Source organism: Caulobacter sp. GW821-FHT05F04 (assembly GCF_059419665.1).
Genome location: NZ_JBWKSF010000002.1, coordinates 693,867 through 715,994, shown reverse-complemented (window position 1 = coordinate 715,994; position 22,128 = coordinate 693,867). Strand labels below are relative to the sequence as shown.

Below are 22,128 nucleotides of genomic sequence, written 5' to 3'. Positions count from 1 at the left end.
TGACTTCCTTCCCCTGAAACTTGGGGCGGCCGCAGCTTCGGCCGCCCTTCTTTTTATTGGAGCTTCCGATGATCCGCTGGCTCGTCCTGGCCCTTCTTCTGATCGCCGCGCCCGCCTGGGCCCAGTCCGGCGGGCCCGATCTCGTCCTGACCGGTCAGATCACCGGCGCCGACCACCAGACCTACAAGCCGGTGACCTTCGACGTGCCGGCTGGCGTCACGCGCCTGTCGGTCGCGTTCGACTACACCGGTCGAGAGGACAAGACCGTGCTGGACCTGGGGTTGATGGACCCCATCCGCTTCCGCGGCTGGAGCGGCGGCGCCAGGAAGGCGTTCTTCGTCTCCGCCGAGGCGGCGACGGCCGGCTACCTGCCCGGACCGCTGCCGGCCGGGAAGTGGACGCTATTGCTGGGCGTGCCCAATGCTCGGCCGAACGCGAAGGCGACCTACGAAGCCCGGATCTGGTTCCAGCGCACGCCCGCGCCGCTTCCCGCCGTCCTGCCCAAGGCCACGACGCCGGGCTGGTATCGCGGCGACCTGCACATGCACACCGCCCACAGCGACGGCGGCTGCGTGACCGGCGACGCCCCGCGCGCGCCCTGCCCTGTCTACCGCACCGTCTTGGCTGCTCAGGCCGCCGGTCTCGACTTCATCGCCATCACCGACCACAACACGACCAGTCAGGCCGAGGCGATGGCCGAGCTCCAGCCGGCGTTTCCCGGCCTGCTGCTGATCCCGGGCCGCGAGGTCACCACCTTCCAGGGTCACGCCAACGTCTTCGGCCCCACGGCCTTCATCGACTTCCGCCTGGGATCCAAGACCGTGCCGACCATTCGCGGCCTGCAGCAGGCGGTGAAGGCGGCGGGCGGCGTCTTCTCCATCAACCACCCGGCCGCGCCGTCCGGCGAGCAGTGCATGGGCTGCGGCTGGACCGTCAAGGACACCGACTACGACGCCGTCCAGGCGATCGAGGTCGCCAACGGCGGCAACGAAAAGGCCCTGGGCGACTTCGAGGGCGTTCTGTCGGGCGTGCCCTTCTGGGAGGCCCTGCTGAACCAGGGCCGGCGTATCACCGCCGTGGGCGGCAGCGACAACCACGACGCCGGCATCCCGCACGACAAGCCGTCCGCCGTCGGTCGTCCGGCGACGGTCGTCCATGCCGAAGGCCTCTCGACCGAAGCCATTCTCGCCGGCCTGCGCGCCGGCCGGGTGTTCATCGACCTGGACGGGACCCGCGACCGTATGCTCGACCTGACGGCCACGACAGGCGGCCGAAAGGCCGCCATGGGCGAGACGCTGGCGGTTAAAGCCGGCGAGACGGTGACCTTCACCGCCGTCGTCTCCAACCTCGATGTCGCGGGCCTGGAGGTGATCCGCGACGGGGCCAAGGCCGCCGTGAGCATCTCTCCGGCGGGCGAGTTCTCGATCCGCGTGGGGCAGGGCGCCAGCTGGGTGCGGGTCAATTCGCGCGACCCGGCGGGGCGATTGCTCGTGATCGGCAACCCCATCTATCTCGCGGTCGGCCCTTGAGGCTAAGCGACCTTCCGAGACGTGTGGAGCGCCGGAGCATTCCGGTCAGATCGACACCGGTCCCCATGCCGGACGGCGTTGCGTCCTAACCCACCATCCCCGCCAGCCGCCCGCGGATGATCGCCTCGGCCTCGGCGACGATGCGGTCGACCAGCGCCTTCACGGTGGGGATGTCGTGGATCAGGCCCTGGACCATGCCGGCGCTCCAGATGCCGCCGTCGGTGTCGCCCTTGGCCAGGGCGTCGCGGCCGCGGGTTCCGGCGACCAGGTGGGCGACGTCCTCGAACTTCGCGCCGCCGGCCCGCTCGATCTGCACCACCTCCTGGCTGACGGCGTTGCGCATCACGCGGGCGGTATTGTGCAGGGTGCGGAAGATCAGGTCGGTCTGGCGCTCGTCGTTGGCGACCATCTGCTCCTTGAAGGCCATCGGGATCGGGGCCTCCTGGGTGACGCAGAACCGGGTGCCCATGTTGACGCCGTCGGCGCCCAGGGCCAGGGCCGCCACCAGGCCGCGGGCGTCGGCGATGCCGCCCGAGGCCAGCATCGGGATCTTCACCTTGTCGGCGGCGGCGGCGATCAGGATCAGGCCGGGGATGTCGTCCTCGCCCGGGTGGCCGGCGCACTCGAAGCCGTCGATCGAGATGGCGTCGACGCCCATCCGCTCGGCGCTGAGGGCGTGGCGGACGGCGGTGCACTTGTGGATCACCTTGACCCCGTGGGCTTTCAAGTCGTCCACGTGCTCCTGAGGCTTATAACCCGCGGTCTCGACGATCCTGATCCCGCTCTCGATGATCGCGGCCCGGTACTCGGCATAGGGCGGCGGGGTCATGGCCGGCAGGATGGTCAGGTTGACGCCGAACGGCTTGTCGGTGAGGTCGCGGGTGCGGGCGATCTCCTTGGCCAGCGCTTCCGGCGTCGGCTGGGTCAGGGCGGTGAGAAAGCCCAGCGCCCCGGCGTTGGCGACGGCGCTGACCAGCTCGGCCTTGCCGACCCACTGCATGCCGCCCTGGGCGATCGGGTGCTCGACGCCGAACAGCGCGGTGAAACGGGTCTTGATGGCCATGGCCGCAGGTCTCCCTCTGGTTTTCGGAGACTATGCGGGGGTGACCCTAGGGTCAGGCAAGAGGCCAAAGAGGCCCTACTGCAGGCCGGCGCGGCCGATGGCGTAGAAGCGGTCGGCGCGCTGCTTGCGCAGCTGCTCGGCGCTCATGTGGGCCATGGCCTTCAGCTCTTCCTCGACCGCGTCGCCGACGGCCTGGATGGCGACCTCGCCGTTCGAGTGGGCGCCGCCGGCGGGCTCCTCGACGATGCGATCGACGATGCCCAGCTTGATCAGGTCCTGGGCGGTGATGCGCATCTGGGTGGCCGCGTCCTTGGCCCGGGCGCCGTCGCGCCACAGGATCGAGGCCGCGCCTTCCGGCGAGATCACCGAATAGATCGAGTGCTCCAGGATCAGCACGCGGTTGGCGCCGGCCAGGGCGATGGCCCCGCCCGAGCCGCCCTCGCCAACGATCGTGGCGACCATCGGCGTGCCGAGCGTGAGGCAGCGTTCGGTCGAGCGGGCGATGGCCTCGGCCTGGCCGCGCTCCTCGGCCCCCAGGCCCGGATAGGCGCCGGCGGTGTCGACGAAGGTGATGACCGGCAGGCTGAAGCGCTCGGCCATGTCCATCAGGCGGACGGCCTTGCGGTAGCCCTCGGGGCGGGCCATGCCGAAATTGTGCTTCAGGCGCGTCGTCGTATCGTGGCCCTTCTCGTGGCCCATGACCACGACCGGCTGGCCGCGGAACCGGCCCAGGCCTCCGACGATGGCCTGGTCGTCGGCGAACTTGCGGTCGCCGCGCAGCTCGACGAATTCGTCGATCAGGCCCGCGACATAATCGCGCAGGTGCGGCCGCTGGGGATGCCGGGCGACCATGGTCTTCTGCCAGGCGTCCAGATTGGCGTAGGCTTCCTTGCGGAGCTCCTGGGCGCGGTCGCGCAGGGCTTGGATCTCGAGGTCGAACGCCCCCGGTCCAGCGGTCTCGGAGAGCTTGCTCAGCTCCTCGATCTTGCTTTCCAGATCAGCGATTGGGCGTTCGAAATCGAGATAATGGGCGGCCATGGACTCTTGAACGTCGCCGTTGATGAAAGGGTGCGAACCTAGTGGCGGAATCCCCCGAGGGAAAGGGGCCAGATTCAGGCCGGGAACCGCCGCGAATCCGACGTGTTTTATCCACAGGCTGAATGGTGCGGTTCACAGGTGAGTCTCGAATCGAGACTCTCTCCCCTGGTGAATCGCGACATAGAGTCCTATGTTCTTTTGTAGCAGGTCGCGGAAGTCGATCTGCGCCCCGCGGCCCCCGCCATCGAACGTGCGCGGCCCCGCCTGTAGAGAGTGCGTAGCGCCCATGCAGGTGTTCACTTTTTTCTGTGTCGAATCCGACGGCTCGGTGCCGCGCTTCGACGTCACGCCCTGCGCCGACGACTCGGCCGCGCGCGCGAGAGCTTTCGAACTTCTCGACATGCACCACCGCTGTGACTTCGTGGAGGTCTGGCGCGGATCGCAGCGTGTGTTCGACGTCAGCCCGCTGCGGGCGGTCGCGGCCTGAGGGTCCATCCTCGTCCTTCGACAGGCTCAGGATGAGGATTACTCTCGACGCGTCCGTAGAAACCTCATCCTGAGCCTGTCAAAGGACGAGGTTGCGGGCCAAGAATTCCGACCGCGATGAATAATTGCATCGCGACGTGAGCGGCTATAGCGTCAACGTCCGGATGGAGCCCGACCGCGCTCCGGTTACCGGAAGGCCGCCTCATGGACATGCTCGCCGCCGTCCGCCCCGCGCCGCTCATCCCGCCCGCCCCGAAGATCCACCCCACGCCGCTGGGCGTCACCCCGCTGGGCCAGCTCCGCGTGGCCTGGGAGATGAGCCGCAGCCTGATCGCGGCCTACTGCGAGGAGGACTATGAGAGCCTCGCCGCGCCATACATGTTCATGGGCCAGCCGGGCCTGTTCCTGAACGACCCCGCCAGCGTCCGCCACGTGCTGACCTCCCCGAAATACGCCCGGCCCGTGAAGGCCGCCCGCTCGCTGAAGCCGCTGGTCGGCGAGGGCGTGCTGATGTCCGAGGGCGAGACCTGGCGGCGTCAGCGCAAGAGCCTGGCGCCCGTCTTCACCCCCGCCGCGATCGGCGGCCTGTTGTCTCACTTCGTCGCCGCCGGCGCGGGTCTCGCGGAAGGGCTGGAGAACCGTGACCGCGCCAATCTGGCCCAGGACTTCCACCGCGCCACCCTGGACGCCGTGCTGCGGGCCCTATTCTCGCGCCGCGCCGACAAGGAAGGCGCCGTGCTGGCGGATTTGGCGCGCCGCTACATGGAGGGGCCGGCGCACTTCAACCTGATGGACTTCGTCGCCAAGGGGGCCGACGACCTGCTGTTCATGGACGGCGAGCGACGACGGCTCGGCAAGCGCTGGTTCACGGCGGTCGACGCCCTGATCGAGGAGCGACGGGCCAAGCCGCATCCGGAAGTCCGCGACCTGCTCGACCGCCTTCTAGCCGCGCGGAACGAGGATGGCTCGCCCCTGCCCGACCAGGAAATCCGCGACCAGTGCAGCTCGATGCTGGCCGCCGGCTTCGAGACCACCTCGCGGCTGCTGTTCTGGGCGACCTATCTGCTGGCCCTCGATCCGGCGACCCAGGACCGGGTCCGCGCCGAGGTTCTGGCCCTCCCGGCCGAGCGGGTGACCAGCCTGGACGATCTGAAGGCCTGGCCGCTGCTGCGCTCGGTGCTGTTCGAGACCCTGCGGCTCTATCCGACCGCGCCGCTGATCGCCCGCCAGGCCCTGGAGGCCGACGTCGTTTCGGGCTGCGACGTGGTTCCCGGCTGCATGATCACCATCAGCCCGTGGGTCATCCACCGGCACCGCAAGCTGTGGGACGCCCCGACCGCCTTCAAGCCCGAGCGGTTCATCGACCAGCCTCACCCGTGGGGCCTGGAGGCCTTCCTGCCGTTCGGGGCCGGGCCGCGCGTCTGCATCGGCGCGGGCTTCGCCCTGGCCGAGGCGCAGATCGTGCTGGCCAGCCTGCTGGCGCGCTTCAAGGTCTCGATGGCCAGCGACCGGCCCGTCTTGCCGCGCGCCTCGATCACCCTGGGGCCGGACCACGCCCCGGATTTCCGTCTGGAGCCGATCGTACAAGCCCGGCCTTGATCGGCGGGGCAGGAAGCGCCAGCTTCCGACCACCGCTCTGCAAGGATCCCCCCATGACCGAAGTCGCCCAGACCCGTCCGTTCGCCACCGCCACGGACACCGGCACAGGGGTCCTGCAGACCTTCGTCACCGCCGGCCCGTCGACCATCGTCGCCGACGTCTCGGCAGCCCAGGGGGGCCTGGATCTCGGTCCGGACCCGCACGAGCTGGTCGCCGCGGGCCTGGCGGCCTGCACCACCATGACCCTGCGCCTCTACGCCAACCGCAAGAACTGGGACGTCAGCGGCCTGCACGTCGAGGTCTTCTCGCACTACGACGCCGACAAGACCCCGCCCGAGCGCTTCGAGCGGGTCATCAGCCTCGACGGCAACCTCAACGAGGAACAGCGCGAGCGCCTGTTCGAGATCGCCGATCGCTGCCCGATCCACAAGCTGCTGACGGCGGGGGCGAGGATCGTGACGACGGTGGCGGATCAGGACTAGGCTCGGCACTCCCCCCACCTGACCTCGCTACGCGAGGTCTGTCCGCTCCCAAAGGGGTGGCGGAGAGTGACTCTCCTCCCCCTTTGGGGGAGGAGGACCAGCGAAGCTGGTGGAGGGGGACAGCGCCGCTCTAAAACCCGTAAAGCGCCGCGTATTCCGCGTCCTTGCCCGCGATCTGCCGGGCGCAGTCGACCATGACCTTGGCCTGTTTCCAGGTGGCGTCGTCCTGCATCTTGCCGTCGATCATCGCCACGCCCGTGCCGTCCGGCATCGCCTCCAGGATCTTGCGCGCGAAGGCCACCTCGGCCGGGTCGGGGCTGAACACCCGCTTGGCGATCTCGATCTGGCTGGGGTGCAGGCTCCAGGCCCCGGCGCAGCCCATCAGGAAGGCGTTGCGGAACTGCTGCTCGCAGGCGACCGGGTCGTCGATCGCCCCGAACGGGCCGTAGAACGGCTTGATCCCATGGGCCGCGCAGGCGTCGACCATCTTGGCGAAGGTGTAGTGCCAGAGGTCCTGCTGCACCGAGACGCGGGGCGAGCCGTCCGCATGCGGATCCTCGATGACGCGGTAGCCCGGATGCCCGCCGCCGACCCGCGTGGTCTTCATGGCCCGGCTGGCGGCGAGGTCGGCCGGACCCAGCGAAATCCCCTGCATGCGCGGGCTGGCGGCGGCGATGGCCTCGACGTTCATCACGCCCTCGGCCGTCTCCAGGATGGCGTGCAGCAGGATCGGCCTAGTCACGCCGTGCTTGGCTTCCAGCGAGGCCAGCAGCTGGTCCATGTAGAAGATGTCCCACGGCCCCTCGACCTTGGGGACCATGATCACGTCGATCTTGTCGCCGGCCTTCTCGACGATCGTGCTGATCTCATCCAGGTGCCAGGGCGAGTTCAGGCAGTTGATCCGCGTCCAGAAGCCGACGCCCAGGGCCTTGAAGTCGACCTCGCGCGACATCGAAACGAGGCCGGCCAGGGCCGCGCCCTTGGCGTCGGCGGGGATGGCGTCCTCCAGATTGGCCAGGATGACGTCGACGGTCGGGGCGATCTCGGGGACCTTGGCGCGGACCTTGTCCAGGTGCGGCGGGACGAAGTGGATCATCCGCTCGACGCGCGCCGGAAGCTCGCGATAGGGCGCCGGCGCGCCGATGGCCAAGGGTTTGAAAAAGCCGCGCGGCGTCTTCATGCCGATCACTCCCCGAACAGTCTTTGTTGACGCGCGACAGTCGCCGAAACCGGCATCCGCCTTCGGTTGTCGCACTGCCGTTTCGCAGTTGCGAGAAGACTGCGGCGACGCGGCATCAAGGTCAAGGCTGACGCGCGGGTCAGGCCTTGGCGGCCGGCGGCGGGACCGGCTTGGGCGCCTCGTCGGGGTCCTCGCGCTCGAGGTCGGCGGCGGCGTCGTTGCTGGAGCCGGGCTTGACGGCCTTGGCCGCCTTGCGGCGGCGGGCGGCGGGTTCCAGCTTGAGACTGGTCAGGGCGTCCTCGCCCTCCTCGCCGAACAGCCCCCGCACCCGGATATCGCGCTGCGGATAAGGGATCTCGATTCCCGCCTCGCGCAGGGCGTCGTCGATCAGCCAGGTATAGGCCGCGTGGATCGCCGCCGGCCGGCGCACGGCCTCGACCGTCGGCCAGACCACCAGCTCGAACTTCAAGCTGCTCTCGCCATAGCCGACCAGCCAGACCTGGGCCCGGCGCACGGCGTCGTCCGGCGAGGTGTAGGGCGCGGCCTTGGCGGCCTTCAGCACCGCCTCGCGCACCTGGTTCTTGTCGGCCCCGAAGGCGGCGACGAACGGCACGCGCAAGCGGCGGTTGGTGTTGCGCAGGGTCCAGTTGATCACCTGGTCGTTCACCAGCACCGAGTTGGGCACGATGATGTCGGTGCTGTCATTGGTGCGGATGCGGGTGGCGCGCGGGCCGATCTCGTGGACCACGCCGCGCCCGCCATTGGACAGCTCGACGAAGTCGCCCACCGCCACCAGCCGCTCGAACACCAGGCTCACGCCGGAGGCGAAGTCCTTGATGATGCCCTGCAGGCCCAGGCCGACACCGACGCCGACCGCGCCGGCGAACACGGCCAGCGAGGTCAGGTCCAGGCCCATGGTCGACAGGCCCACCGTCACCCCGATGATCACCAGGCCATAGGTCAGGACCTTCTCGACGATGTAGAGCGAGGCCGCGTCCCCGGCCGCCCGCTCGCGCAACCGCCGCAGCCCCGCCGAGCTCAGCCGCGCGGCGAACAGCGCCACGGCCACGATCAGCACCCCGGCCGCGAGGCCTCCGACCGTGACCGAGGCCTTGCCCAGCTTCAGGAGTTCGAAGGAATCGAGCGTGCGGAGCGAGTTGGCGGCCATGGGGCGGAGTGTGGGCGGATCGGGCGGGAGGGATCAAGGGCCCTCTCCTCCCCCTCTTGGGGGAGGTGGCGCGCCCGCGAAGCGCGGCGTGACGGAGGGGGCTGGTCATGACTCAGCAGGCGCGGCGCTGACCCCCTCCACCGCCGTTCGGCGGTCCCACTCCCCCAAGGGGGGAGGAGAGATTTAGCCGTGGCCCCCCCTACCGCCCCACCATCGCCATGCCGGCCTTGGTGTAGCGCTCGCCCTCGATGGCCGTTTCCGGAACCGCGGCCGCGATGCGGGTCAGGTCTTCGGCCGAGAGGATGACGTCGACGGCGCCGATGTTCTCCTCCAGGCGGGCGATCTTGGTGGTGCCGGGGATCGGGACGATGTCCGGGCCCTGGTGCAGGATCCAGGCGAGCGCGAGCTGGGCCGGGGTGATCCCTTTCTCGCCGGCGATCTGGGTCAGGGCTTCCACCAGGCCGAGGTTCTTGGTCAGGGCCTCGCCCTGGAAGCGCGGCAGGTTGCGGCGGAAGTCGTCGGCGGCCAGCTCGCTCTTCAGCGCCCCGGTCAGGAAGCCCCGGCCCAGCGGGCTATAGGGGACCAAGCCGATGCCCAGCTCGCGCAGGGTCGGCAGAATCTCGGCCTCGAGCTCGCGGAACCATAGCGAATATTCGCTCTGCAGGGCCGCGACCGGCTGGACGGCGTGGGCCTTGCGGATGGTCGCCGCGCCGGCCTCGGAGAGGCCGAAATGCTTGACCTTGCCCTCGGCGATCAGGTCCTTGACCGTCCCGGCCACGTCCTCGATCGGCACGTTGGGGTCGACGCGGTGCTGATAGAAGAGGTCGATGACCTCGACCCCCAGGCGCTTCAGCGAGGCCTCGGCCACGGCGCGGATGTGCTCGGGGCGGCTGTCGGTCCCGCGCATCCGCGAGAAGCCCTCGCCCGTCCCTTCCGGCGCGATGTCGAAGCCGAACTTGGTGGCGATCACGACCTTGTCGCGGAAGGGCCTCAGGCCCTCGCCGACCAGGATCTCGTTCAGATAGGGACCATAGACCTCGGCGGTGTCGAAGAAGGTCACGCCAAGCTCGACGGCCTTGGCCAGCACCTTGTGGGCGTCGGCGCTGTCGAGGGCGGTGCCATAGACCTGGCCCATGCCCATGCAGCCGAGACCGATGGCCGAGACCTCGAGGCCGTCGCCGAGTTTGCGCGTCTTCATGGGATGCTCCTTAGGTGTGGGATGACGATGAAGATGGGACCCGCGCGCGGCAAGCCTAGGGCCTTCGCGTCGATATGGAGGATCAGGCAATCTTCCCGGCGCGCCGGACAATCAATTTTCTTCGGGCCGTGTCGGAACGGCTGTCGTCCGACCGTCCTAGGCTCACGATAACGGAGGAAGACCCATGCCCAAGATCAGCCCGTTCCTGTGGTTCGACCACCAGGCCGAGGACGCCGCCAAGCTCTACGTCTCGCTGTTCCCCAACTCGAAGATCCACCGGATCGCCCGCTATCCCGGCGACGGGCCGGAGGGCGTCGAGGAGGGCAAGGTGATGATCGTCGAGTTCGAGCTGGACGGCCAGAAGGTCATCGCCATGAACGCCGGCCCGACCTTCAAGCTGGACGAGGCCTTTTCGTTCGTCATCGACTGCGACGGCCAGGCCGAGGTCGACCACTACTGGAACGCCCTGACGGCCGACGGCGGCCAGGAAAGCCAGTGCGGCTGGCTGAAGGACCGCTTCGGCCTGTCGTGGCAGGTGACGCCCAGGCAGTTGATCGAAGCGACCACCAGCCCCGACCGCGCGGCCGCCGGCCGGGCGTTCCAGGCGATGATGACGATGAAGAAGATCGACGTCGCGACGATCGAGAAGGCGTTCAAGGGGGAGTGAGGCGGAGGCCGAGCTAGCCTCTCCTCCCCCGTTGGGGGAGGTGGATCGCTGCGAATACGCAGCGAGACGGAGAGGGTCTGCACGATAGCGCCGAGCAATCCCCCTCCACCGCCGTTCGGCGGTCCCCCTCCCCCAAAGGGGGAGGAGAGATGAACCTGGCGCCGCCTGTTCCTAGGCCGCCAGCTTCATCAGGCTGCCCGGCGGCATGTCCTGCCGGATCTGCGTGTCCAGGTCCTCGGTCATCTGGTCGAGGTCCTCGAGGCCGCCCTCGGCGTCCTTGACCTCGTCGGAGCGCTCGAACTTGCCCGGCTGGGTCAGGATGCCCTTGGTCTTGGCGGTCTGCAGCTCGTCCTTCAGGGCCTTGCTCAGCGCGCGGACCGACTTGATGAAGTCCATGTCGCCGCTGGCCTCGCCCTTGGCCTGGTCCTCCAGGTCCTCGCGGGCGGCGGCCTGCTGGTCGGGGGTCAGCGAAGCGTCCGGGGCGGCGGCGAAGTCCGCCCTGAACATCTCGCCGGCCTCCTTGGCGGCCTTGCCGTAATCCTTGACCGCGCCCTGCAGCTCCTTGGCCACGCCAGCCAGCGCCTTGGCCATGGCCTTGGGGTCGTTGGCGTAGAGCTTCTTCAGCAGCTTCATCTTCTCGATGACGCGTTGCAGCTTCTCGCGGGCGCGGCCCTTGGCGTCGCCAATCTGGGTCTTGCGGTTGGTCCGCATGTCGCTTTTCAGGCGGTCGAGCGCCTCGGCCTCGGGGCTCCTGGCCGCCACGGGGGCGTCCTTGGACGCTTCAGGAGACGTCGCCCCGACCAGCCCCATCGTCTTGCCGTAGGCGGCCAGGACCATCGGTCCCGCCTGCCCCGCCGTCGTCACCATGGCTTTCAGCCCCGCCCGGCGGTTCTCCGCCCGTTCGACGGAGACCCTAGCGCGGGAGGGTTAAGCTAGGCCTTCTTCACGAACTCGGTGCGGAGGACCAGGCCCCGGACCTTGTCGACATTGGCCTCGATCTCCTCGGGATCGCCGGTCAGGCGGATCTTCTTGACCACCGTGCCGCGCTTCAGCGTCACGCCGCCCGAACCCTTGACCTTCAGGTCCTTGATCAGGGTCACCGTGTCGCCTTCGGCCAGCAGGGTTCCGTTGGAGTCGCGGGTTTCTTCCGACATGTCGGGCCTTTCGGGATAGGGCGGCCCAAGAGGCAAACCCGTAGATTTGATGGGGGCTTTCCTAAGGGCTGCCAAGGCCGCGCGTCAATACGGCGTCTTCTTGCGCCCCAGCGGATGCTTGGTCTGGACGACGTGCTGCAGGTGCTCGCCGGCCACGTGGGTGTAGATCTGGGTGGTGGCGATATCGGCGTGGCCGAGCAGCGTCTGGATGACCCTCAGGTCGGCGCCGCCTTCCAGCAGGTGGGTGGCGAAGGCGTGGCGCAGGACGTGCGGGCTGACCTTCTCGCGGTCGATGCCGGCGGCGATGGCGGCGTCCTCGAGCAGTTGCCCGACGCGGCGAGCGGTCAGGCGGCCGGACACGCCGCGCGAAGGGAACAGCCACGGGCTGTCTTTCACGCCCTTGGGAAAGAAGGCCGGACGCGCGACGAGGTAGGCCTTCACCGCCGTCCGGGCGGCGTCGTTCAGGGGCGCCAGCCGCTCCTTGCCGCCCTTGCCCTTGACGATCAGATAGGCCGGGTCCCGCGCCAGGGCCGTCAGCGGCAGGGCCAGCAGCTCGGAGATCCGCAGGCCCGAGGCGTAGATCAGCTCGATGATGCAGGACAGGCGCAGGCCTTGCGCGCCGTCTTTCGCGATCGCGGCGGCCAGCAGGCGCTCGATCTCCTCGCGCTCCAGCACCTTGGGCAGCGGCCGGCCGGCCTTGGGCGCGGCGACGCGGCGGGAGGGATCGTCGGTTCGCCAGGTCTCGCCCAGCACGAAGCGGTAGAACTGCCGCACGGCCGAGCGGCGGCGGGCCGCGGTGGCCGGCGACAGGCCCCGCGCGCCGAGGTCCTGGAAATAGGCCTCGACGTCTTCCGCGTCGGCGTCATCCAGGTCGCGGCCCGAGCGGCTGAGGAAGCCTCGGGCGTCCTCCAGGTCCTTACCATAGGCGGTCAGGGTGTTGCGGGCCGCGGCGCGCTCGACGGCCATCATCTCCAGGAAGGCGTCGACCCAGCCGGAGCCCTTCGTACTCATTTGACGAAGGCGAGCGACAGCAGCCCCTCGACGACGACGGCGCGGGCGTCGGCGGTCAGGCCGGCGCGGTTGAGGGCGTGGGCGATGCGGGCGCGATCCACCGGCTGCGGCCCGGTGGCCCCGGCGTCCAGCGCGATCGACAGGGCCAGCAGGCCCGCCTCGCCCTTGCGCTTGGCGCCGGCGGCGTCCTCCAGCAGGATTGCCCGCGCGGACGAAGCGGCCGGCTTGCCCAGGTCGAAATTGGCGAACTGCGCGCGGGCGTCGGCGTCCATCGCGCCGCCCAGGCTGGCCAGCAGCACGGAAGCCGACTGGGCCGCCGACCTGGCCCCGCCCGAGGCGCCCCGCGCCACCAGATTGCCCAGCACCTGGTTGTCGAGCTTGCCGGAAGCGGCGGCGATCAGGGCGTCGAGGATGGCGAGATCAGCGGGGCCGGCGCCCGGGATACTGTCCTGGACGAGATGGCCGCGGATGGTTCGGGCGCTGGCGACATCGCCGGCCGCGACGGCCGCGCGGGCCATCAGCACCGGATCCTGCAAGGGCGCGCCGGCGGCGGCCAGGGCGGCGATCGAGGCGGCCGCGGCGTGGGCGGCCTCGACAAAGGCGGGCACGGTCTTGGCCTGACGCAGGAACGCCAGGTCCGAGGCCTCCTGCGCCGTCAGGTCCGCGCCCGGCGCGACGCCGGCCAGGTCGCCGCTGGCGGGCTTCAGCACTGGCTTCAGGGCCGGCGAGGCCGAGGCGACGGCGGCGGCCGATTGCAGGTCGAGGTTCAGGCGGCGCGACAGGGCGTAGTTGACCCCGTTCTTCAGGTTGGCCGCGCCCGGCGCCGTTCCGCCCAGGGCCGCGCCCATCAGGCGGGCGTAGTCCGTGTCTTTCGTGGCGTTCTGTGCCAGCTGGAAGGTCAGCTGGGCGGCGTCGGCCTGGCCGGCCTTCAGCTGGCAGAAGGCCCGCAGGCGCAGCCAGTAGGCCGCGCCGCGATCGACGGTCAGGGCGTCCTGCACGCGGCAGGCCTTGTCGTCGTCGCCAGTGATCAGGGCCGCCTCGGCGGTGGCCATGGACAGTGGGGCGCTGCCAGGCGTGCCGGGCGCGCGGTCCAGGATGGCGTTGGCGCCCTTGGCCTCGCCCAGGGCCACCAGGGCCATGGCCCGCGCCGCGCCCATGTCGACATTGTCGCCCACCCCGGCCGGACCGTTGGCGCCGGTCGAGAGCATCCGCCTGGCCAGGTTCGCGAAGGCCGGCGACAGCGACTTGGTCCCGGCCAGTTTCGGCACGACATCGCGCATGATGTCGGGCGCGGTGTCCTTCCAAAGATCACCGGGAAGGCCGGTCTCGGCCACCGGGCTGGAGAAATAGTCGGGCGCGGCCAGGCTCTTGACCCTGACCTCCTCCTGCCCCGCCTCTTGGGCCCTGGCGATGGTCCCCAGACCCGAGGACGTGAGCAGGAGCGCGGAGAGCGCGACGGCTTGCGTGTGACGCTTCGAAAAGACCATGGACCGGTTATGACGCATCGCGGCGCTCTCGCAAACTTGGCGGTTTGGCCCAGCCTCGTGTAAACCCGCGACCGCATCATGACCGCCATCGTCCTTTCCCCCGAAGAACTCGCCGCCCTGCGCCAGCGGACCATCGTGCTGGTCGGCCTGATGGGCGTGGGCAAGTCCAGCGTCGGACGGCGGCTGGCGACCGTGCTGGACCTGCCGTTCCGCGACGCCGACAACGAGGTCGAGGCCGCCGCCGGCCGCTCGATCTCGGAAATCTTCGCCGAGCTGGGCGAGGCCGCCTTCCGCGACGGCGAGCGCCGGGTGATCGGCCGCCTGCTGGACGAGCCGCCGCACGTGCTGGCCACCGGCGGCGGGGCCTTCGTCAGTCCCGAGACCCGCGCCCTGATCAACGCCAAGGCCGTCTCGGTCTGGCTGAAGGCCGATGTCGAGCTGCTGGCCCGCCGCGTCTCGCGCAAGGACAACCGCCCGCTGGTGCGCGGCAAGGATCCGGTGGTGGTCCTGACCGAACTGGCGAAGGCGCGCTATCCCGCCTATGCCGAGGCCCAGGTGCATGTCGAGACCGGCGACACCCCGCACGGGGTGGCGGTCGACGCCATCCTGACCGCGCTGCTGGCCCACATGTCCGCCAAATAGGAGTATCGCCATGATCCGCACCGTTTCCGTGGGGCTGGGCGATCGCGCCTATGACGTCGTCATCGGTCCGGGCCTGATCGACAAGGCCGGCGAGCGGATCGCTCCGGTGCTTGGTAGAAGTGGGCTGGGCAAGCGCAAGCGGGTCGCCATCGTCACCGACGCCAATGTCGGCGAGCACCACGGCGAGCGCTTGGCCGTCTCGCTTGAGAAGGCCGGCGTCGCGGTCGACGTCATCACCATCCCGCCCGGCGAGGAGAGCAAGAGCTTCGAGGGCCTGGCCGATCTCTCCGACCGCCTGCTCGCCTTGGGCCTGGAGCGCGGCGACCAGATCGTGGCGTTTGGCGGCGGCGTGGTCGGCGACCTCGCGGGCTTCGCGGCGGCGATCTACAAGCGCGGGATCGACTTCGTGCAGGTTCCGACCACCCTGCTGGCCCAGGTCGACAGCTCGGTCGGCGGCAAGACCGCCATCGACACGCCGCGCGGCAAGAACCTGATCGGCGCCTTCCATCAGCCGCGCCTGGTGCTGGCCGATCTCGACGTCCTGGCCACCCTGCCGGCCCGCGAACTGGCCTGCGGCTATGCCGAGATCGTCAAGTACGGCCTGCTGGGCGACTTCGCCTTCTTCGAGTGGCTGGAGACCAATGTCGCCAAGGTGCTGGAGCGCGACGTCGACGCCCTGGTCCGCGCCGTCGGCCGCTCGGTGGAGATGAAGGCCGAAATCGTCGAGGAGGACGAGAAGGAAGCCGGCCGCCGCGCCCTGCTGAACCTCGGCCACACCTTCGGCCACGCCATCGAGGCCGAGATGGGCTTCGGCGACGCGCTCAAGCACGGCGAGGCGGTGGGCGTCGGCATGGCCCAGGCGTTCCGGTTCTCGGCCAAGCTGGGCCTCTGCCCTAGCCAGGACGCGGTCCGCGCCGAGGCGGCGATCAAGGCGGCGGGACTGCCGACCCGGATGAGCGACGTCCGCCCCGAACCGTTCAACGCCGACGCCCTGATCGCCCACTGCGGCCAGGACAAGAAGGCCGAGGGCGGCGCGCTGACCTTCGTGCTGGTGCGCGGGATCGGAGATGCCTTCGTGGCCAAGGACGTCGACCGGGAAGCGCTGAAGGCGTTCCTGGTGGAGGAAGGCGCGGTTTAGAGCGGTCGGTATTCTCTCCTCCCCTCTTGAGGGAGGGGGACCGCCGAACGGCGGTGGAGGGGGTCAGCGCCGCGCCATCGGCTCATGACTAGCCCCCTCCGTCTCGTCGCGTATCCGCGCCGATCCACCTCCCCCATGAAGGGGGAGGAGAGCCCTTATTTGCGTCGCCCCTTCACCGCCAGCGCGATACCCGCCACCAGGAAGTAGAAGGCCCCGAAGCCGGCGTACGGCGCGATCGCCACGGCCGTCATCGGATGGCCGCCCGCGACCAGCGACTGGCTGATCATGAACACGCCCGCCAGCACCGACTGCGCGCCGCTCAGCACCATCGGCCACTGGCCGCCCACCGAGCGCCAGCGACGGATCCCGGCGGCCAGTTGCAGTATGCCCGAGAAGGCCGCCCAGACGCCGAACACGGTCAGCACCCGGCGTGGATCGGTCTGCAGCGTGAGCAGCACCGCGCCGGCGACCAGCAGGCTGACGACCAGGTTGAAAGTCTGCGGCCCGTTGGCCGCGAAGCCGCCGTTGGACCGGGCGTCCAGCGCGTTGGCCAGGGCGTCCCAGGCCGGATAGGCCACCAGCAGCGCGCCGGCCGCCAGCGGGCTGTGCGTCCCCACCGCCACGGCCGCGAGGATCCAGGCCACCGAGACGCCGGCCCGCAGGAAATAGTAGCGCTTGAGACCGTCGCGCTGGACGTTGTCGACCTGGGCCATGACGGCCTCCCTGATGCTGAAGTTCTGGAGCTGAAATTTCATGCCGAGACATTATATGTCGTGACATATTATGATGCTCTACAGAGCCGCCTCCGGCGAGTCCAGCCAATATTTGTCACGACATCTAATTTCGCGGTAGGAAACACCGACGATCAGGAGCCTCGCCGTGTCCGACTACATGCCCACGCTCGACCAGCAGCTGTGCTTTTCGCTGTACGGCGCCAGCCTGGCGATCAACCGCGCCTACAAGCCGCTGCTGGACGCGCTGGAGATCACCTATCCGCAGTACCTGGTGCTGAGCGCGCTGTGGGAGACCGATGGCCTTTCGGTCGGCGCGATCGGCGAGCGGCTGGGCCTGGACTCCAGCAACGTCACGCCCCTGGTCAAGCGGATGGAGGGCGCGGGCCTGGTCAGCCGCGTGCGCAATCCGGCCGACGAACGCCAGGTGGTGGTCAGCCTGACCGACGCCGGCCGCGACATGCAGGCGCGCAGCACGTGCCTGGGCCAGACCCTGTTCGCCGCCGCCGGCATGGACGTCGCGCGTCTCGTCCAGCTCAACAAAGACGTCCAGGCGTTCCGGGACTCGGTCGCGCGCTTTGTCAGCGACCAGCCCAGGCAGTAGAACACCCCCATGCTCACCGCCCTGCTCGGCCTCGCGCCCATCGTCATCGCCCTGTTGGCCCTGTCGGCGATCTTCTCGGCCGCCGAGACGTCGATGACCGGCGCCAGCCGTTCGCGGATGCATCAGCTGGAGCGCGAGGGCGACGCGCCGGCCCGGCGGGTCAACAAGCTGCTGTCCGACCAGGAGACGATGATCGGGGCGGTGCTGCTGGGCAACAACCTGATCAACATCCTGGCCTCGGCCCTGGCGACCCAGGTGCTGACCCGCCTGATCCCCGGACCGTGGGGCGTGGCCGTGGCCACCGCCGCCATGACCGTGCTGGTGCTGGTGTTCGCCGAGGTGCTGCCCAAGACCGTGGCCATCGTCCGCCCGGACGACACGGCCCGCGCCCTGTCGGGCCCAACCCTGTTCATCGTCCGGGCGTTCGGGCCGATCATCTACGTGATCCAGTGGATCGTGCGCCGCGCCCTGCGGGTGTTCGGGGTCAAGCTGGACATGGCCGTCGACGTGCTGGCCGCCCACGAGGAGATCCGCGGCGCGGTCGACTACCACCATTCCGAGGGCCTGGTCGAGACCGACGACCGGCGGATGCTGGGCGGGGTGCTGGACCTGTCGGACATGGACGTCTCGGAGATCATGGTCCACCGCAAGTCGATGGTCCTGCTGGACGCCGACCAGCCCACCCGCGACCTCGTCGAGGAAGTGCTGGAGGCCCAGCACACGCGCATCCCGCTCTATCGCGACGAGCCGGACAACATCATCGGCGTGCTGCACGCCCGCGACCTCCTGAAGGCCCTGGCGCAATCGCCGACGGGCGTCGAGGGCCTGGACATCGCCGCCATCCTGCGCGAGCCCTGGTTCATTCCCGACACCACGAACCTCAAGGACCAGCTCAACGCCTTCCTCAAGCGCAAGAGCCACTTCGCCCTGGTCGTCGACGAGTACGGCGCCCTGCAGGGGCTGGTGACGCTGGAGGACATCCTCGAGGAGATCGTCGGCGAGATCGACGACGAGCACGACACCGCGCTGGAAGGCGTGCGCCGCCAGCAGGATGGCTCGGTCTATGTCGACGGCCACGTCACGGTGCGCGACCTGAACCGCGCCATGGACTGGCGCCTGCCCGAAGGCGACGCCGTCACCATCGCCGGCCTGGTCATCCACGAGGCCCAGATGATCCCCGAGCCGGGCCAGACCTTCATCTTCCACCATCACCGCTTCCAGGTCTTCCGCCGGCAGAGGAACCAGATCACCGCCCTGCGGATCAGCGCCCCCCTGGACGAAGACGCCGAACTCTGAATCTCTACAGTCAAGGTCGCCCATTTCGATGACTGGGAACCGGATCGAAAAAGGCGCGTTTTGCGTCCTTGCGGACCAGGGGCGGTCCGGACTCTAGGGGGCGTGTTTGGCCAGCTTGGTGGCTGAGAGCAGGGTTCGCGACGGCGATGAGCCGGACGCGCGAGCGCGCTTGGCCCAGCTGGAAGCCGCCCTCGCCGACGAAATCCGTAAGTCCGAAACCCTGGCCCGGGTGAACGCGGCCGTGACCAGCAGCACCGACATCGACACCTGCGTGCAGGTGGTGCTGGACGGCGCGCGCGAGATCGTCGGCGCCGCGTTCGGGGCGTTCTTCTACAATCAGCTTGAGCCGGATGGGGAATCCTACGCGCTCTATCGCCTGTCGGGCGCCGCGCCCGAAGCGTTCGCCAGCTTCCCCAAGCTCCGCAAGACCGAGGTCTTCGCCCCCACCTTCGAGAACGCCGGCGTCGTGCGGTCGGACGACATCACCCAGGACCCGCGCTATGGCAGGAACGCCCCGCGCAAGGGCATGCCGGAGGGGCATCTTCCGGTTCGCAGCTACCTGGCCATTCCGGTCGCCACGCGGCGGGGCGAGGTGCTGGGCGGCCTGTTCTTCGGCCATCCCGAGCCGGGCCGCTTCAGCCTCCACGACGAGACCCTGGTCATCGGCCTGGGCGCCCAGGTGGCGGCCACCATCGATTCGATCAAACTGAACGCCGGAGCCGTGGCCGAACTGACCCAGCGCCGGCGGGCCGAGGAGCGGCTGAAGTTCGCGCTCGACAGCGGCCGCATGGGGTCGTGGGATCTGGACGTCGCCACCAAGACCTACGAGGCCTCGGACCTCTGCAAGCTCAACTACGGGCGCCGGCCGGACGAGGTCTTCACCTTCGCCGACCTGATCGAGACCATCCATCCCGAGGATCGTCCGCGCGTCCTGGCGGCGATCGAGAGCGCCATTCGTGACGGGGCGAACTACGACATCGAGTATCGCGTGGTGCACCCGACCGGCGAGCTGCGCTGGCTGCACGCTCGCGGCCGCGCGGCCACGAGCGCCGACAACGGCGGCGTGCGGCGCCTGGCCGGGGTGTCGCTGGATATCACCGAGCGCAAGCGCGCCGAGGAACGTCAGAAGCTGCTGGTCAACGAGCTGAATCACCGGGTGAAGAACAGCCTGGCCACCGTGCAGTCGATCGCCGCCCAGACCCTGCGGTCGGTCGCCGCGCCGGAGTTCTTCCGCGACGCCTTCGAGACCCGGCTGATCGCCCTGTCGCACACCCACGACCTGCTGACCCGCGAAAGCTGGGCCGGCGCCAGCCTGCGCGAGGTGTTCGACCTCGAGCTGCACGCCATGGCCGGCGAGGACCGCGTCGGCTTCACCTATGCCGGCGACGTGCGCCTCAATCCGAAGGCCGCGGTGGCCCTGGGCATGGGCATTCACGAACTGACCACCAACGCGTCCAAGTACGGCGCTCTCTCGACCCCGAACGGCCACGTGGCCGTCGATTGGGCCATCGAGGATGGCGTTTTACGTCTCACCTGGACCGAAAGCGGCGGTCCGCCGGTCACCCCGCCCGCCCGCCGCGGCTTCGGTGTGCGCCTTCTGGAGCGCGGTCTTGCGGCCGAGCTATCCGGCGGGGTCGAGCTGACCTATGATGCCGCTGGTCTCGTCTGCCAAATGGCGTTGCCCCTGCGCGCGCTGGAGCCCTGAAACATGAAGACTCTTACGTCCCTGAAGGTCCTGGTCGTCGAAGACGAGGCGCTGGTGTCGATGCTGGTCGAGGACATGCTGACGGACCTCGGCTGCACGATCGTCGGTCCCGCGGCCGAGATCGAGGAAGCCTTGCGCCTGGCGGGGTCGGCCGACATCGACGCGGCCCTGCTGGACGTCAATCTGGGCGGCCGCCCGATCTTCCCGGTCGCCGACGCCCTGAAGGCGCGCGGCGTGCCCTTCGCCTTCGCCAGCGGCTATGGCGAGGCGGGCCTGACCGACGACCACCGCGGCGCCACCGTGCTGCAGAAGCCCTTCCGCGAGGCCGATCTGCGCCGTGTGCTCGAGACCCTGGTCGGCCAGACGGCTTAGGCCGCTCCCCTCCAGAGAAACGGCTCATCGCAAGAATTTCGCGCGGCCAGTCAGTCCAGGTCGCGCGGCCCGAAGGAATGGGGCAGCAAGGTCCAGAAAGGGATCCGCTCGGTCGTTCGGCCGCCCTGGACCGAGATGATCTCGCAGGCTTCGCCCGCGAACTCGGCGATGCGCTGACGGCAGGCGCCGCATGGCTGGACCACCGCGTCGGAGCCGGCGGCGATCAGCACCTTGTCGATCTTCCGCGAGCCGCCGGCCGTGATCATCGCCCCGATCGCCGTCTGTTCGGCGCACGTGCCCACCGGATAGGCGGCGTTCTCGATATTGACGCCGTAGTGCGCGCGGCCCTCGTCGTCGATCACCGCCGCGGCCACCGTGAAGTTCGAATAGCGGGCGTAGGCGCGCGACAGCAGGTCCGGCAGGATCCGCGCGGCGTCCTGTTCGACGGATTCGGGGCTTTGGGTGACGTCGGCGCTCATGCGGTTTCTGGCCTGCCGGCAGGATCGCGCCGGGGAGAGAGGCAATCAGCCGCAGAGCCCCAAATCAACGACAAACATCGCCGGCCAGCAAAAAATTAAGCGCCGCCTTACGCCTCGCCGGGCGCCTTGGCGATGATCGACAGGGCGTGGACCGGCCCCGCCAACTCTTCGGCCAGCACCTTCATCACCATGCGCTGGCGCATCACCAAGGCCTTGCCGGCAAAGGCCTCGGCCTCGATTCGCAGATTGAAGTGGCTCTCGCCCGAACCGGTGTGGCCCGCGTGGCCGTGATGGCGGTCGCTGTCGTCGACCAGTTCGAGCTTCGAGGGCGAAAAAGCCTCGTTCAGCTTGCGAAGCAGGGTGTCCGTGACGTCGCCCATGTGCGTCTCTTGCATGTCAATCCTTGAACGGAAATAGCGCGGGATTACTCTAAGCGCCATGAACCGGCCGTTCGAGTATCGCCCCAAATTCACCGACATCCGCGTCCGCCCTCCCAAGAAGGGCGAGGACGACGTGGTCAACGACGTCCTGGGCCTCAAGCCCGGCGAGAAGCGCTGCGATCATCCCGACTGCCGACTGGCGGGATCGACCAAGGCGCCGAAGTCGCGCGACCTGCCGAACCAGCACTACTGGTTCTGTCAGCAGCACGCGGCCGAGTACAACAAGAACTGGAACTTCTACGCCGGCATGAGCGAGGCGCAGATCCGCGCCGCCCAGGAGGCTGAGCGCCAGACCGGCGGTCGCCCGACGTGGAGCTTCAAGGCCGACGCCAACTCCCGGGAAGCCGCCGCGGCGGCCGCCCGCGACGCCCGCGCCTTCGCCGACCCGTTCGGCATCTTCCGGGCCCAGCAGCGCAAGGCCGAGTCCGCGCGCGACGCCGCCGAGCGCAGCCTGGGCAAGCTGGAACGCCAGGCCCTGGCCGACCTCGACCTGGAAGCCGGCGCCGACAGCGCCGCGATCAAGGCCAAGTACAAGGAACTGCTCAAGCGCTGCCACCCCGACGCCAACGGCGGCGACCGCAGCGCCGAGCACAAGCTCCAGAGGGTCATCAAGGCGTACAAGACCCTGCAGAAGTCGGGGATGGTGAAGGCTTAGGGCC

26 protein-coding genes are annotated in these 22,128 nt (G+C 69.2%); 13 read left to right on the top strand and 13 right to left on the bottom strand.

All coding sequences use genetic code 11. The annotated features are described in order from the left end of the window. Positions 1-68: 68 nt before the first annotated feature. The gene (locus tag AC07R7_RS07795) at positions 69-1,529 is read left to right on the top strand and encodes a CehA/McbA family metallohydrolase (RefSeq protein ID WP_494634726.1); all 1,461 of its coding nucleotides are present in this window, start codon (positions 69-71) and stop codon (positions 1,527-1,529) included. 85 nt (positions 1,530-1,614) lie between these two features. On the opposite strand, the gene AC07R7_RS07790 is transcribed toward AC07R7_RS07795, so the two are convergent. Continuing rightward, the gene (locus AC07R7_RS07790; RefSeq protein ID WP_494634725.1) at positions 1,615-2,592 is read right to left on the bottom strand and encodes an NAD(P)H-dependent flavin oxidoreductase; all 978 of its coding nucleotides are present in this window, start codon (positions 2,590-2,592) and stop codon (positions 1,615-1,617) included. A gap of 75 nt (positions 2,593-2,667) precedes the next feature. Next, on the bottom strand, positions 2,668-3,630 hold the full coding sequence (locus AC07R7_RS07785; RefSeq protein WP_492886087.1) for an acetyl-CoA carboxylase carboxyltransferase subunit alpha: 963 nt from the start codon (positions 3,628-3,630) through the stop codon (positions 2,668-2,670). Positions 3,631-3,916: 286 nt separating this feature from the next. Here AC07R7_RS07785 and AC07R7_RS07780 point away from each other — a divergent pair, with 286 nt between their 5' ends. From AC07R7_RS07780 to AC07R7_RS07770, 3 genes are all read left to right on the top strand, one after another. Beyond that, positions 3,917-4,117, top strand: a complete 201-nt coding sequence (locus tag AC07R7_RS07780; RefSeq protein WP_099581009.1) for a hypothetical protein — start codon at positions 3,917-3,919, stop codon at positions 4,115-4,117. A 203-nt stretch (positions 4,118-4,320) separates the two neighbouring features. Continuing rightward, on the top strand, positions 4,321-5,715 hold the full coding sequence (locus AC07R7_RS07775; RefSeq protein WP_494634724.1) for a cytochrome P450: 1,395 nt from the start codon (positions 4,321-4,323) through the stop codon (positions 5,713-5,715). 53 nt (positions 5,716-5,768) lie between these two features. Continuing rightward, positions 5,769-6,197: an OsmC family protein gene (locus AC07R7_RS07770; protein ID WP_494634723.1), complete on the top strand. Its 429-nt coding sequence runs from the start codon at positions 5,769-5,771 to the stop codon at positions 6,195-6,197. Positions 6,198-6,327: 130 nt separating this feature from the next. Here AC07R7_RS07770 and AC07R7_RS07765 read toward each other — a convergent pair whose 3' ends face one another. The 3 genes from AC07R7_RS07765 to AC07R7_RS07755 form a co-directional block, all read right to left on the bottom strand. After that, positions 6,328-7,386 (bottom strand): HpcH/HpaI aldolase/citrate lyase family protein, encoded by a 1,059-nt coding sequence (locus AC07R7_RS07765; RefSeq protein ID WP_494634722.1) that lies wholly within the window; start codon positions 7,384-7,386, stop codon positions 6,328-6,330. Positions 7,387-7,516: 130 nt separating this feature from the next. Next, complete coding sequence (locus tag AC07R7_RS07760) at positions 7,517-8,545, bottom strand: mechanosensitive ion channel family protein (RefSeq protein WP_494634721.1); 1,029 nt, start codon at positions 8,543-8,545, stop codon at positions 7,517-7,519. Positions 8,546-8,744: 199 nt separating this feature from the next. Next, a complete protein-coding gene (locus AC07R7_RS07755; protein ID WP_494634720.1) occupies positions 8,745-9,743 on the bottom strand; it encodes an aldo/keto reductase in 999 nt (332 codons plus the stop codon). Positions 9,744-9,927: 184 nt separating this feature from the next. Between AC07R7_RS07755 and AC07R7_RS07750 the strand changes: the two genes are divergently transcribed. Together AC07R7_RS07750 and AC07R7_RS07745 are read left to right on the top strand one after the other, a co-directional pair. Beyond that, positions 9,928-10,410 (top strand): VOC family protein, encoded by a 483-nt coding sequence (locus AC07R7_RS07750; RefSeq protein ID WP_494634719.1) that lies wholly within the window; start codon positions 9,928-9,930, stop codon positions 10,408-10,410. A 97-nt stretch (positions 10,411-10,507) separates the two neighbouring features. Continuing rightward, on the top strand, positions 10,508-10,585 hold the full coding sequence (locus AC07R7_RS07745; RefSeq protein WP_494634862.1) for a hypothetical protein: 78 nt from the start codon (positions 10,508-10,510) through the stop codon (positions 10,583-10,585). Here the strand turns inward: AC07R7_RS07745 and AC07R7_RS07740 are convergent. The 4 genes from AC07R7_RS07740 to AC07R7_RS07725 form a co-directional block, all read right to left on the bottom strand. After that, positions 10,582-11,277 (bottom strand): hypothetical protein, encoded by a 696-nt coding sequence (locus AC07R7_RS07740; protein ID WP_494634718.1) that lies wholly within the window; start codon positions 11,275-11,277, stop codon positions 10,582-10,584. The genes AC07R7_RS07745 and AC07R7_RS07740 overlap by 4 nt on opposite strands. A 65-nt stretch (positions 11,278-11,342) precedes the next feature. After that, positions 11,343-11,564, bottom strand: coding sequence for an alkylphosphonate utilization protein (locus tag AC07R7_RS07735; RefSeq protein WP_099581025.1), 222 nt, complete (start codon positions 11,562-11,564; stop codon positions 11,343-11,345). 84 nt (positions 11,565-11,648) lie between these two features. Next, positions 11,649-12,575, bottom strand: coding sequence for a site-specific tyrosine recombinase XerD (locus AC07R7_RS07730; protein WP_494634717.1), 927 nt, complete (start codon positions 12,573-12,575; stop codon positions 11,649-11,651). Continuing rightward, positions 12,572-14,080 carry a hypothetical protein gene (locus AC07R7_RS07725; RefSeq protein ID WP_494634716.1) on the bottom strand — a complete coding sequence of 503 codons (1,509 nt, stop codon included), beginning with the start codon at positions 14,078-14,080 and terminating at the stop codon, positions 12,572-12,574. The genes AC07R7_RS07730 and AC07R7_RS07725 overlap by 4 nt, the downstream gene beginning before the upstream one ends. A 60-nt stretch (positions 14,081-14,140) precedes the next feature. Here AC07R7_RS07725 and AC07R7_RS07720 point away from each other — a divergent pair, with 60 nt between their 5' ends. Both AC07R7_RS07720 and aroB read left to right on the top strand, forming a co-directional pair. After that, entirely contained in the window at positions 14,141-14,704 is a 564-nt protein-coding gene (locus AC07R7_RS07720) for a shikimate kinase (RefSeq protein ID WP_492886107.1), read from the top strand. A 10-nt stretch (positions 14,705-14,714) separates the two neighbouring features. Beyond that, positions 14,715-15,842 carry a 3-dehydroquinate synthase gene (gene aroB / locus AC07R7_RS07715; RefSeq protein ID WP_494634715.1) on the top strand — a complete coding sequence of 376 codons (1,128 nt, stop codon included), beginning with the start codon at positions 14,715-14,717 and terminating at the stop codon, positions 15,840-15,842. Here aroB and AC07R7_RS07710 read toward each other — a convergent pair. Next, positions 15,839-15,928 carry a hypothetical protein gene (locus AC07R7_RS07710; protein WP_494634714.1) on the bottom strand — a complete coding sequence of 30 codons (90 nt, stop codon included), beginning with the start codon at positions 15,926-15,928 and terminating at the stop codon, positions 15,839-15,841. The genes aroB and AC07R7_RS07710 overlap by 4 nt on opposite strands. 69 nt (positions 15,929-15,997) lie before the next feature. Beyond that, the gene (locus tag AC07R7_RS07705) at positions 15,998-16,597 is read right to left on the bottom strand and encodes a DUF308 domain-containing protein (RefSeq protein ID WP_494634713.1); all 600 of its coding nucleotides are present in this window, start codon (positions 16,595-16,597) and stop codon (positions 15,998-16,000) included. Positions 16,598-16,721: 124 nt separating this feature from the next. On the opposite strand from AC07R7_RS07705, the gene AC07R7_RS07700 reads away from it, so the two are divergent. The 4 genes from AC07R7_RS07700 (at position 16,722) to AC07R7_RS07685 (ending at position 20,550) form a co-directional block, all read left to right on the top strand. Beyond that, on the top strand, positions 16,722-17,177 hold the full coding sequence (locus AC07R7_RS07700) for a MarR family winged helix-turn-helix transcriptional regulator (RefSeq protein WP_494634712.1): 456 nt from the start codon (positions 16,722-16,724) through the stop codon (positions 17,175-17,177). Between the two features lie 9 nt (positions 17,178-17,186). Next, complete coding sequence (locus AC07R7_RS07695; protein ID WP_492837066.1) at positions 17,187-18,473, top strand: HlyC/CorC family transporter; 1,287 nt, start codon at positions 17,187-17,189, stop codon at positions 18,471-18,473. A gap of 169 nt (positions 18,474-18,642) precedes the next feature. Beyond that, positions 18,643-20,178: an HWE histidine kinase domain-containing protein gene (locus AC07R7_RS07690; RefSeq protein WP_494634711.1), complete on the top strand. Its 1,536-nt coding sequence runs from the start codon at positions 18,643-18,645 to the stop codon at positions 20,176-20,178. Positions 20,179-20,181: 3 nt separating this feature from the next. Further along, positions 20,182-20,550 (top strand): response regulator, encoded by a 369-nt coding sequence (locus AC07R7_RS07685; protein ID WP_125155551.1) that lies wholly within the window; start codon positions 20,182-20,184, stop codon positions 20,548-20,550. Positions 20,551-20,600: 50 nt separating this feature from the next. On the opposite strand, the gene cdd is transcribed toward AC07R7_RS07685, so the two are convergent. Continuing rightward, positions 20,601-21,029: a cytidine deaminase gene (gene cdd, locus AC07R7_RS07680; protein ID WP_494634710.1), complete on the bottom strand. Its 429-nt coding sequence runs from the start codon at positions 21,027-21,029 to the stop codon at positions 20,601-20,603. A 107-nt stretch (positions 21,030-21,136) separates the two neighbouring features. Next, on the bottom strand, positions 21,137-21,409 hold the full coding sequence (locus AC07R7_RS07675; RefSeq protein WP_492886118.1) for a BolA family protein: 273 nt from the start codon (positions 21,407-21,409) through the stop codon (positions 21,137-21,139). A gap of 58 nt (positions 21,410-21,467) precedes the next feature. Here AC07R7_RS07675 and AC07R7_RS07670 point away from each other — a divergent pair, with 58 nt between their 5' ends. Further along, positions 21,468-22,124, top strand: coding sequence for a J domain-containing protein (locus AC07R7_RS07670; RefSeq protein WP_492837070.1), 657 nt, complete (start codon positions 21,468-21,470; stop codon positions 22,122-22,124). The last annotated feature ends 4 nt before the right edge of the window (positions 22,125-22,128 follow it).

Bases quoted from the DNA above. Each gene is read 5' to 3' on its own strand.
- AC07R7_RS07770 (WP_494634723.1), top strand. From the start codon at position 5,769: ATGACCGAAGTCGCCCAGACCCGTCCGTTCGCCACCGCCACGGACACC.
- AC07R7_RS07710 (WP_494634714.1), bottom strand. From the start codon at position 15,928: ATGAGCCGATGGCGCGGCGCTGACCCCCTCCACCGCCGTTCGGCGGTC.
- AC07R7_RS07695 (WP_492837066.1), top strand. From the start codon at position 17,187: ATGCTCACCGCCCTGCTCGGCCTCGCGCCCATCGTCATCGCCCTGTTG.
- aroB (WP_494634715.1), top strand. From the start codon at position 14,715: ATGATCCGCACCGTTTCCGTGGGGCTGGGCGATCGCGCCTATGACGTC.
- AC07R7_RS07790 (WP_494634725.1), bottom strand. From the start codon at position 2,592: ATGGCCATCAAGACCCGTTTCACCGCGCTGTTCGGCGTCGAGCACCCG.
- AC07R7_RS07725 (WP_494634716.1), bottom strand. From the start codon at position 14,080: ATGCGTCATAACCGGTCCATGGTCTTTTCGAAGCGTCACACGCAAGCC.
- AC07R7_RS07720 (WP_492886107.1), top strand. From the start codon at position 14,141: ATGACCGCCATCGTCCTTTCCCCCGAAGAACTCGCCGCCCTGCGCCAG.
- AC07R7_RS07705 (WP_494634713.1), bottom strand. From the start codon at position 16,597: ATGAAATTTCAGCTCCAGAACTTCAGCATCAGGGAGGCCGTCATGGCC.
- AC07R7_RS07670 (WP_492837070.1), top strand. From the start codon at position 21,468: ATGAACCGGCCGTTCGAGTATCGCCCCAAATTCACCGACATCCGCGTC.
- AC07R7_RS07755 (WP_494634720.1), bottom strand. From the start codon at position 9,743: ATGAAGACGCGCAAACTCGGCGACGGCCTCGAGGTCTCGGCCATCGGT.
- AC07R7_RS07685 (WP_125155551.1), top strand. From the start codon at position 20,182: ATGAAGACTCTTACGTCCCTGAAGGTCCTGGTCGTCGAAGACGAGGCG.
- AC07R7_RS07730 (WP_494634717.1), bottom strand. From the start codon at position 12,575: ATGAGTACGAAGGGCTCCGGCTGGGTCGACGCCTTCCTGGAGATGATG.
- AC07R7_RS07675 (WP_492886118.1), bottom strand. From the start codon at position 21,409: ATGGGCGACGTCACGGACACCCTGCTTCGCAAGCTGAACGAGGCTTTT.
- cdd (WP_494634710.1), bottom strand. From the start codon at position 21,029: ATGAGCGCCGACGTCACCCAAAGCCCCGAATCCGTCGAACAGGACGCC.
- AC07R7_RS07795 (WP_494634726.1), top strand. From the start codon at position 69: ATGATCCGCTGGCTCGTCCTGGCCCTTCTTCTGATCGCCGCGCCCGCC.
- AC07R7_RS07785 (WP_492886087.1), bottom strand. From the start codon at position 3,630: ATGGCCGCCCATTATCTCGATTTCGAACGCCCAATCGCTGATCTGGAA.
- AC07R7_RS07735 (WP_099581025.1), bottom strand. From the start codon at position 11,564: ATGTCGGAAGAAACCCGCGACTCCAACGGAACCCTGCTGGCCGAAGGC.
- AC07R7_RS07775 (WP_494634724.1), top strand. From the start codon at position 4,321: ATGGACATGCTCGCCGCCGTCCGCCCCGCGCCGCTCATCCCGCCCGCC.
- AC07R7_RS07760 (WP_494634721.1), bottom strand. From the start codon at position 8,545: ATGGCCGCCAACTCGCTCCGCACGCTCGATTCCTTCGAACTCCTGAAG.
- AC07R7_RS07740 (WP_494634718.1), bottom strand. From the start codon at position 11,277: ATGGTGACGACGGCGGGGCAGGCGGGACCGATGGTCCTGGCCGCCTAC.
- AC07R7_RS07750 (WP_494634719.1), top strand. From the start codon at position 9,928: ATGCCCAAGATCAGCCCGTTCCTGTGGTTCGACCACCAGGCCGAGGAC.
- AC07R7_RS07780 (WP_099581009.1), top strand. From the start codon at position 3,917: ATGCAGGTGTTCACTTTTTTCTGTGTCGAATCCGACGGCTCGGTGCCG.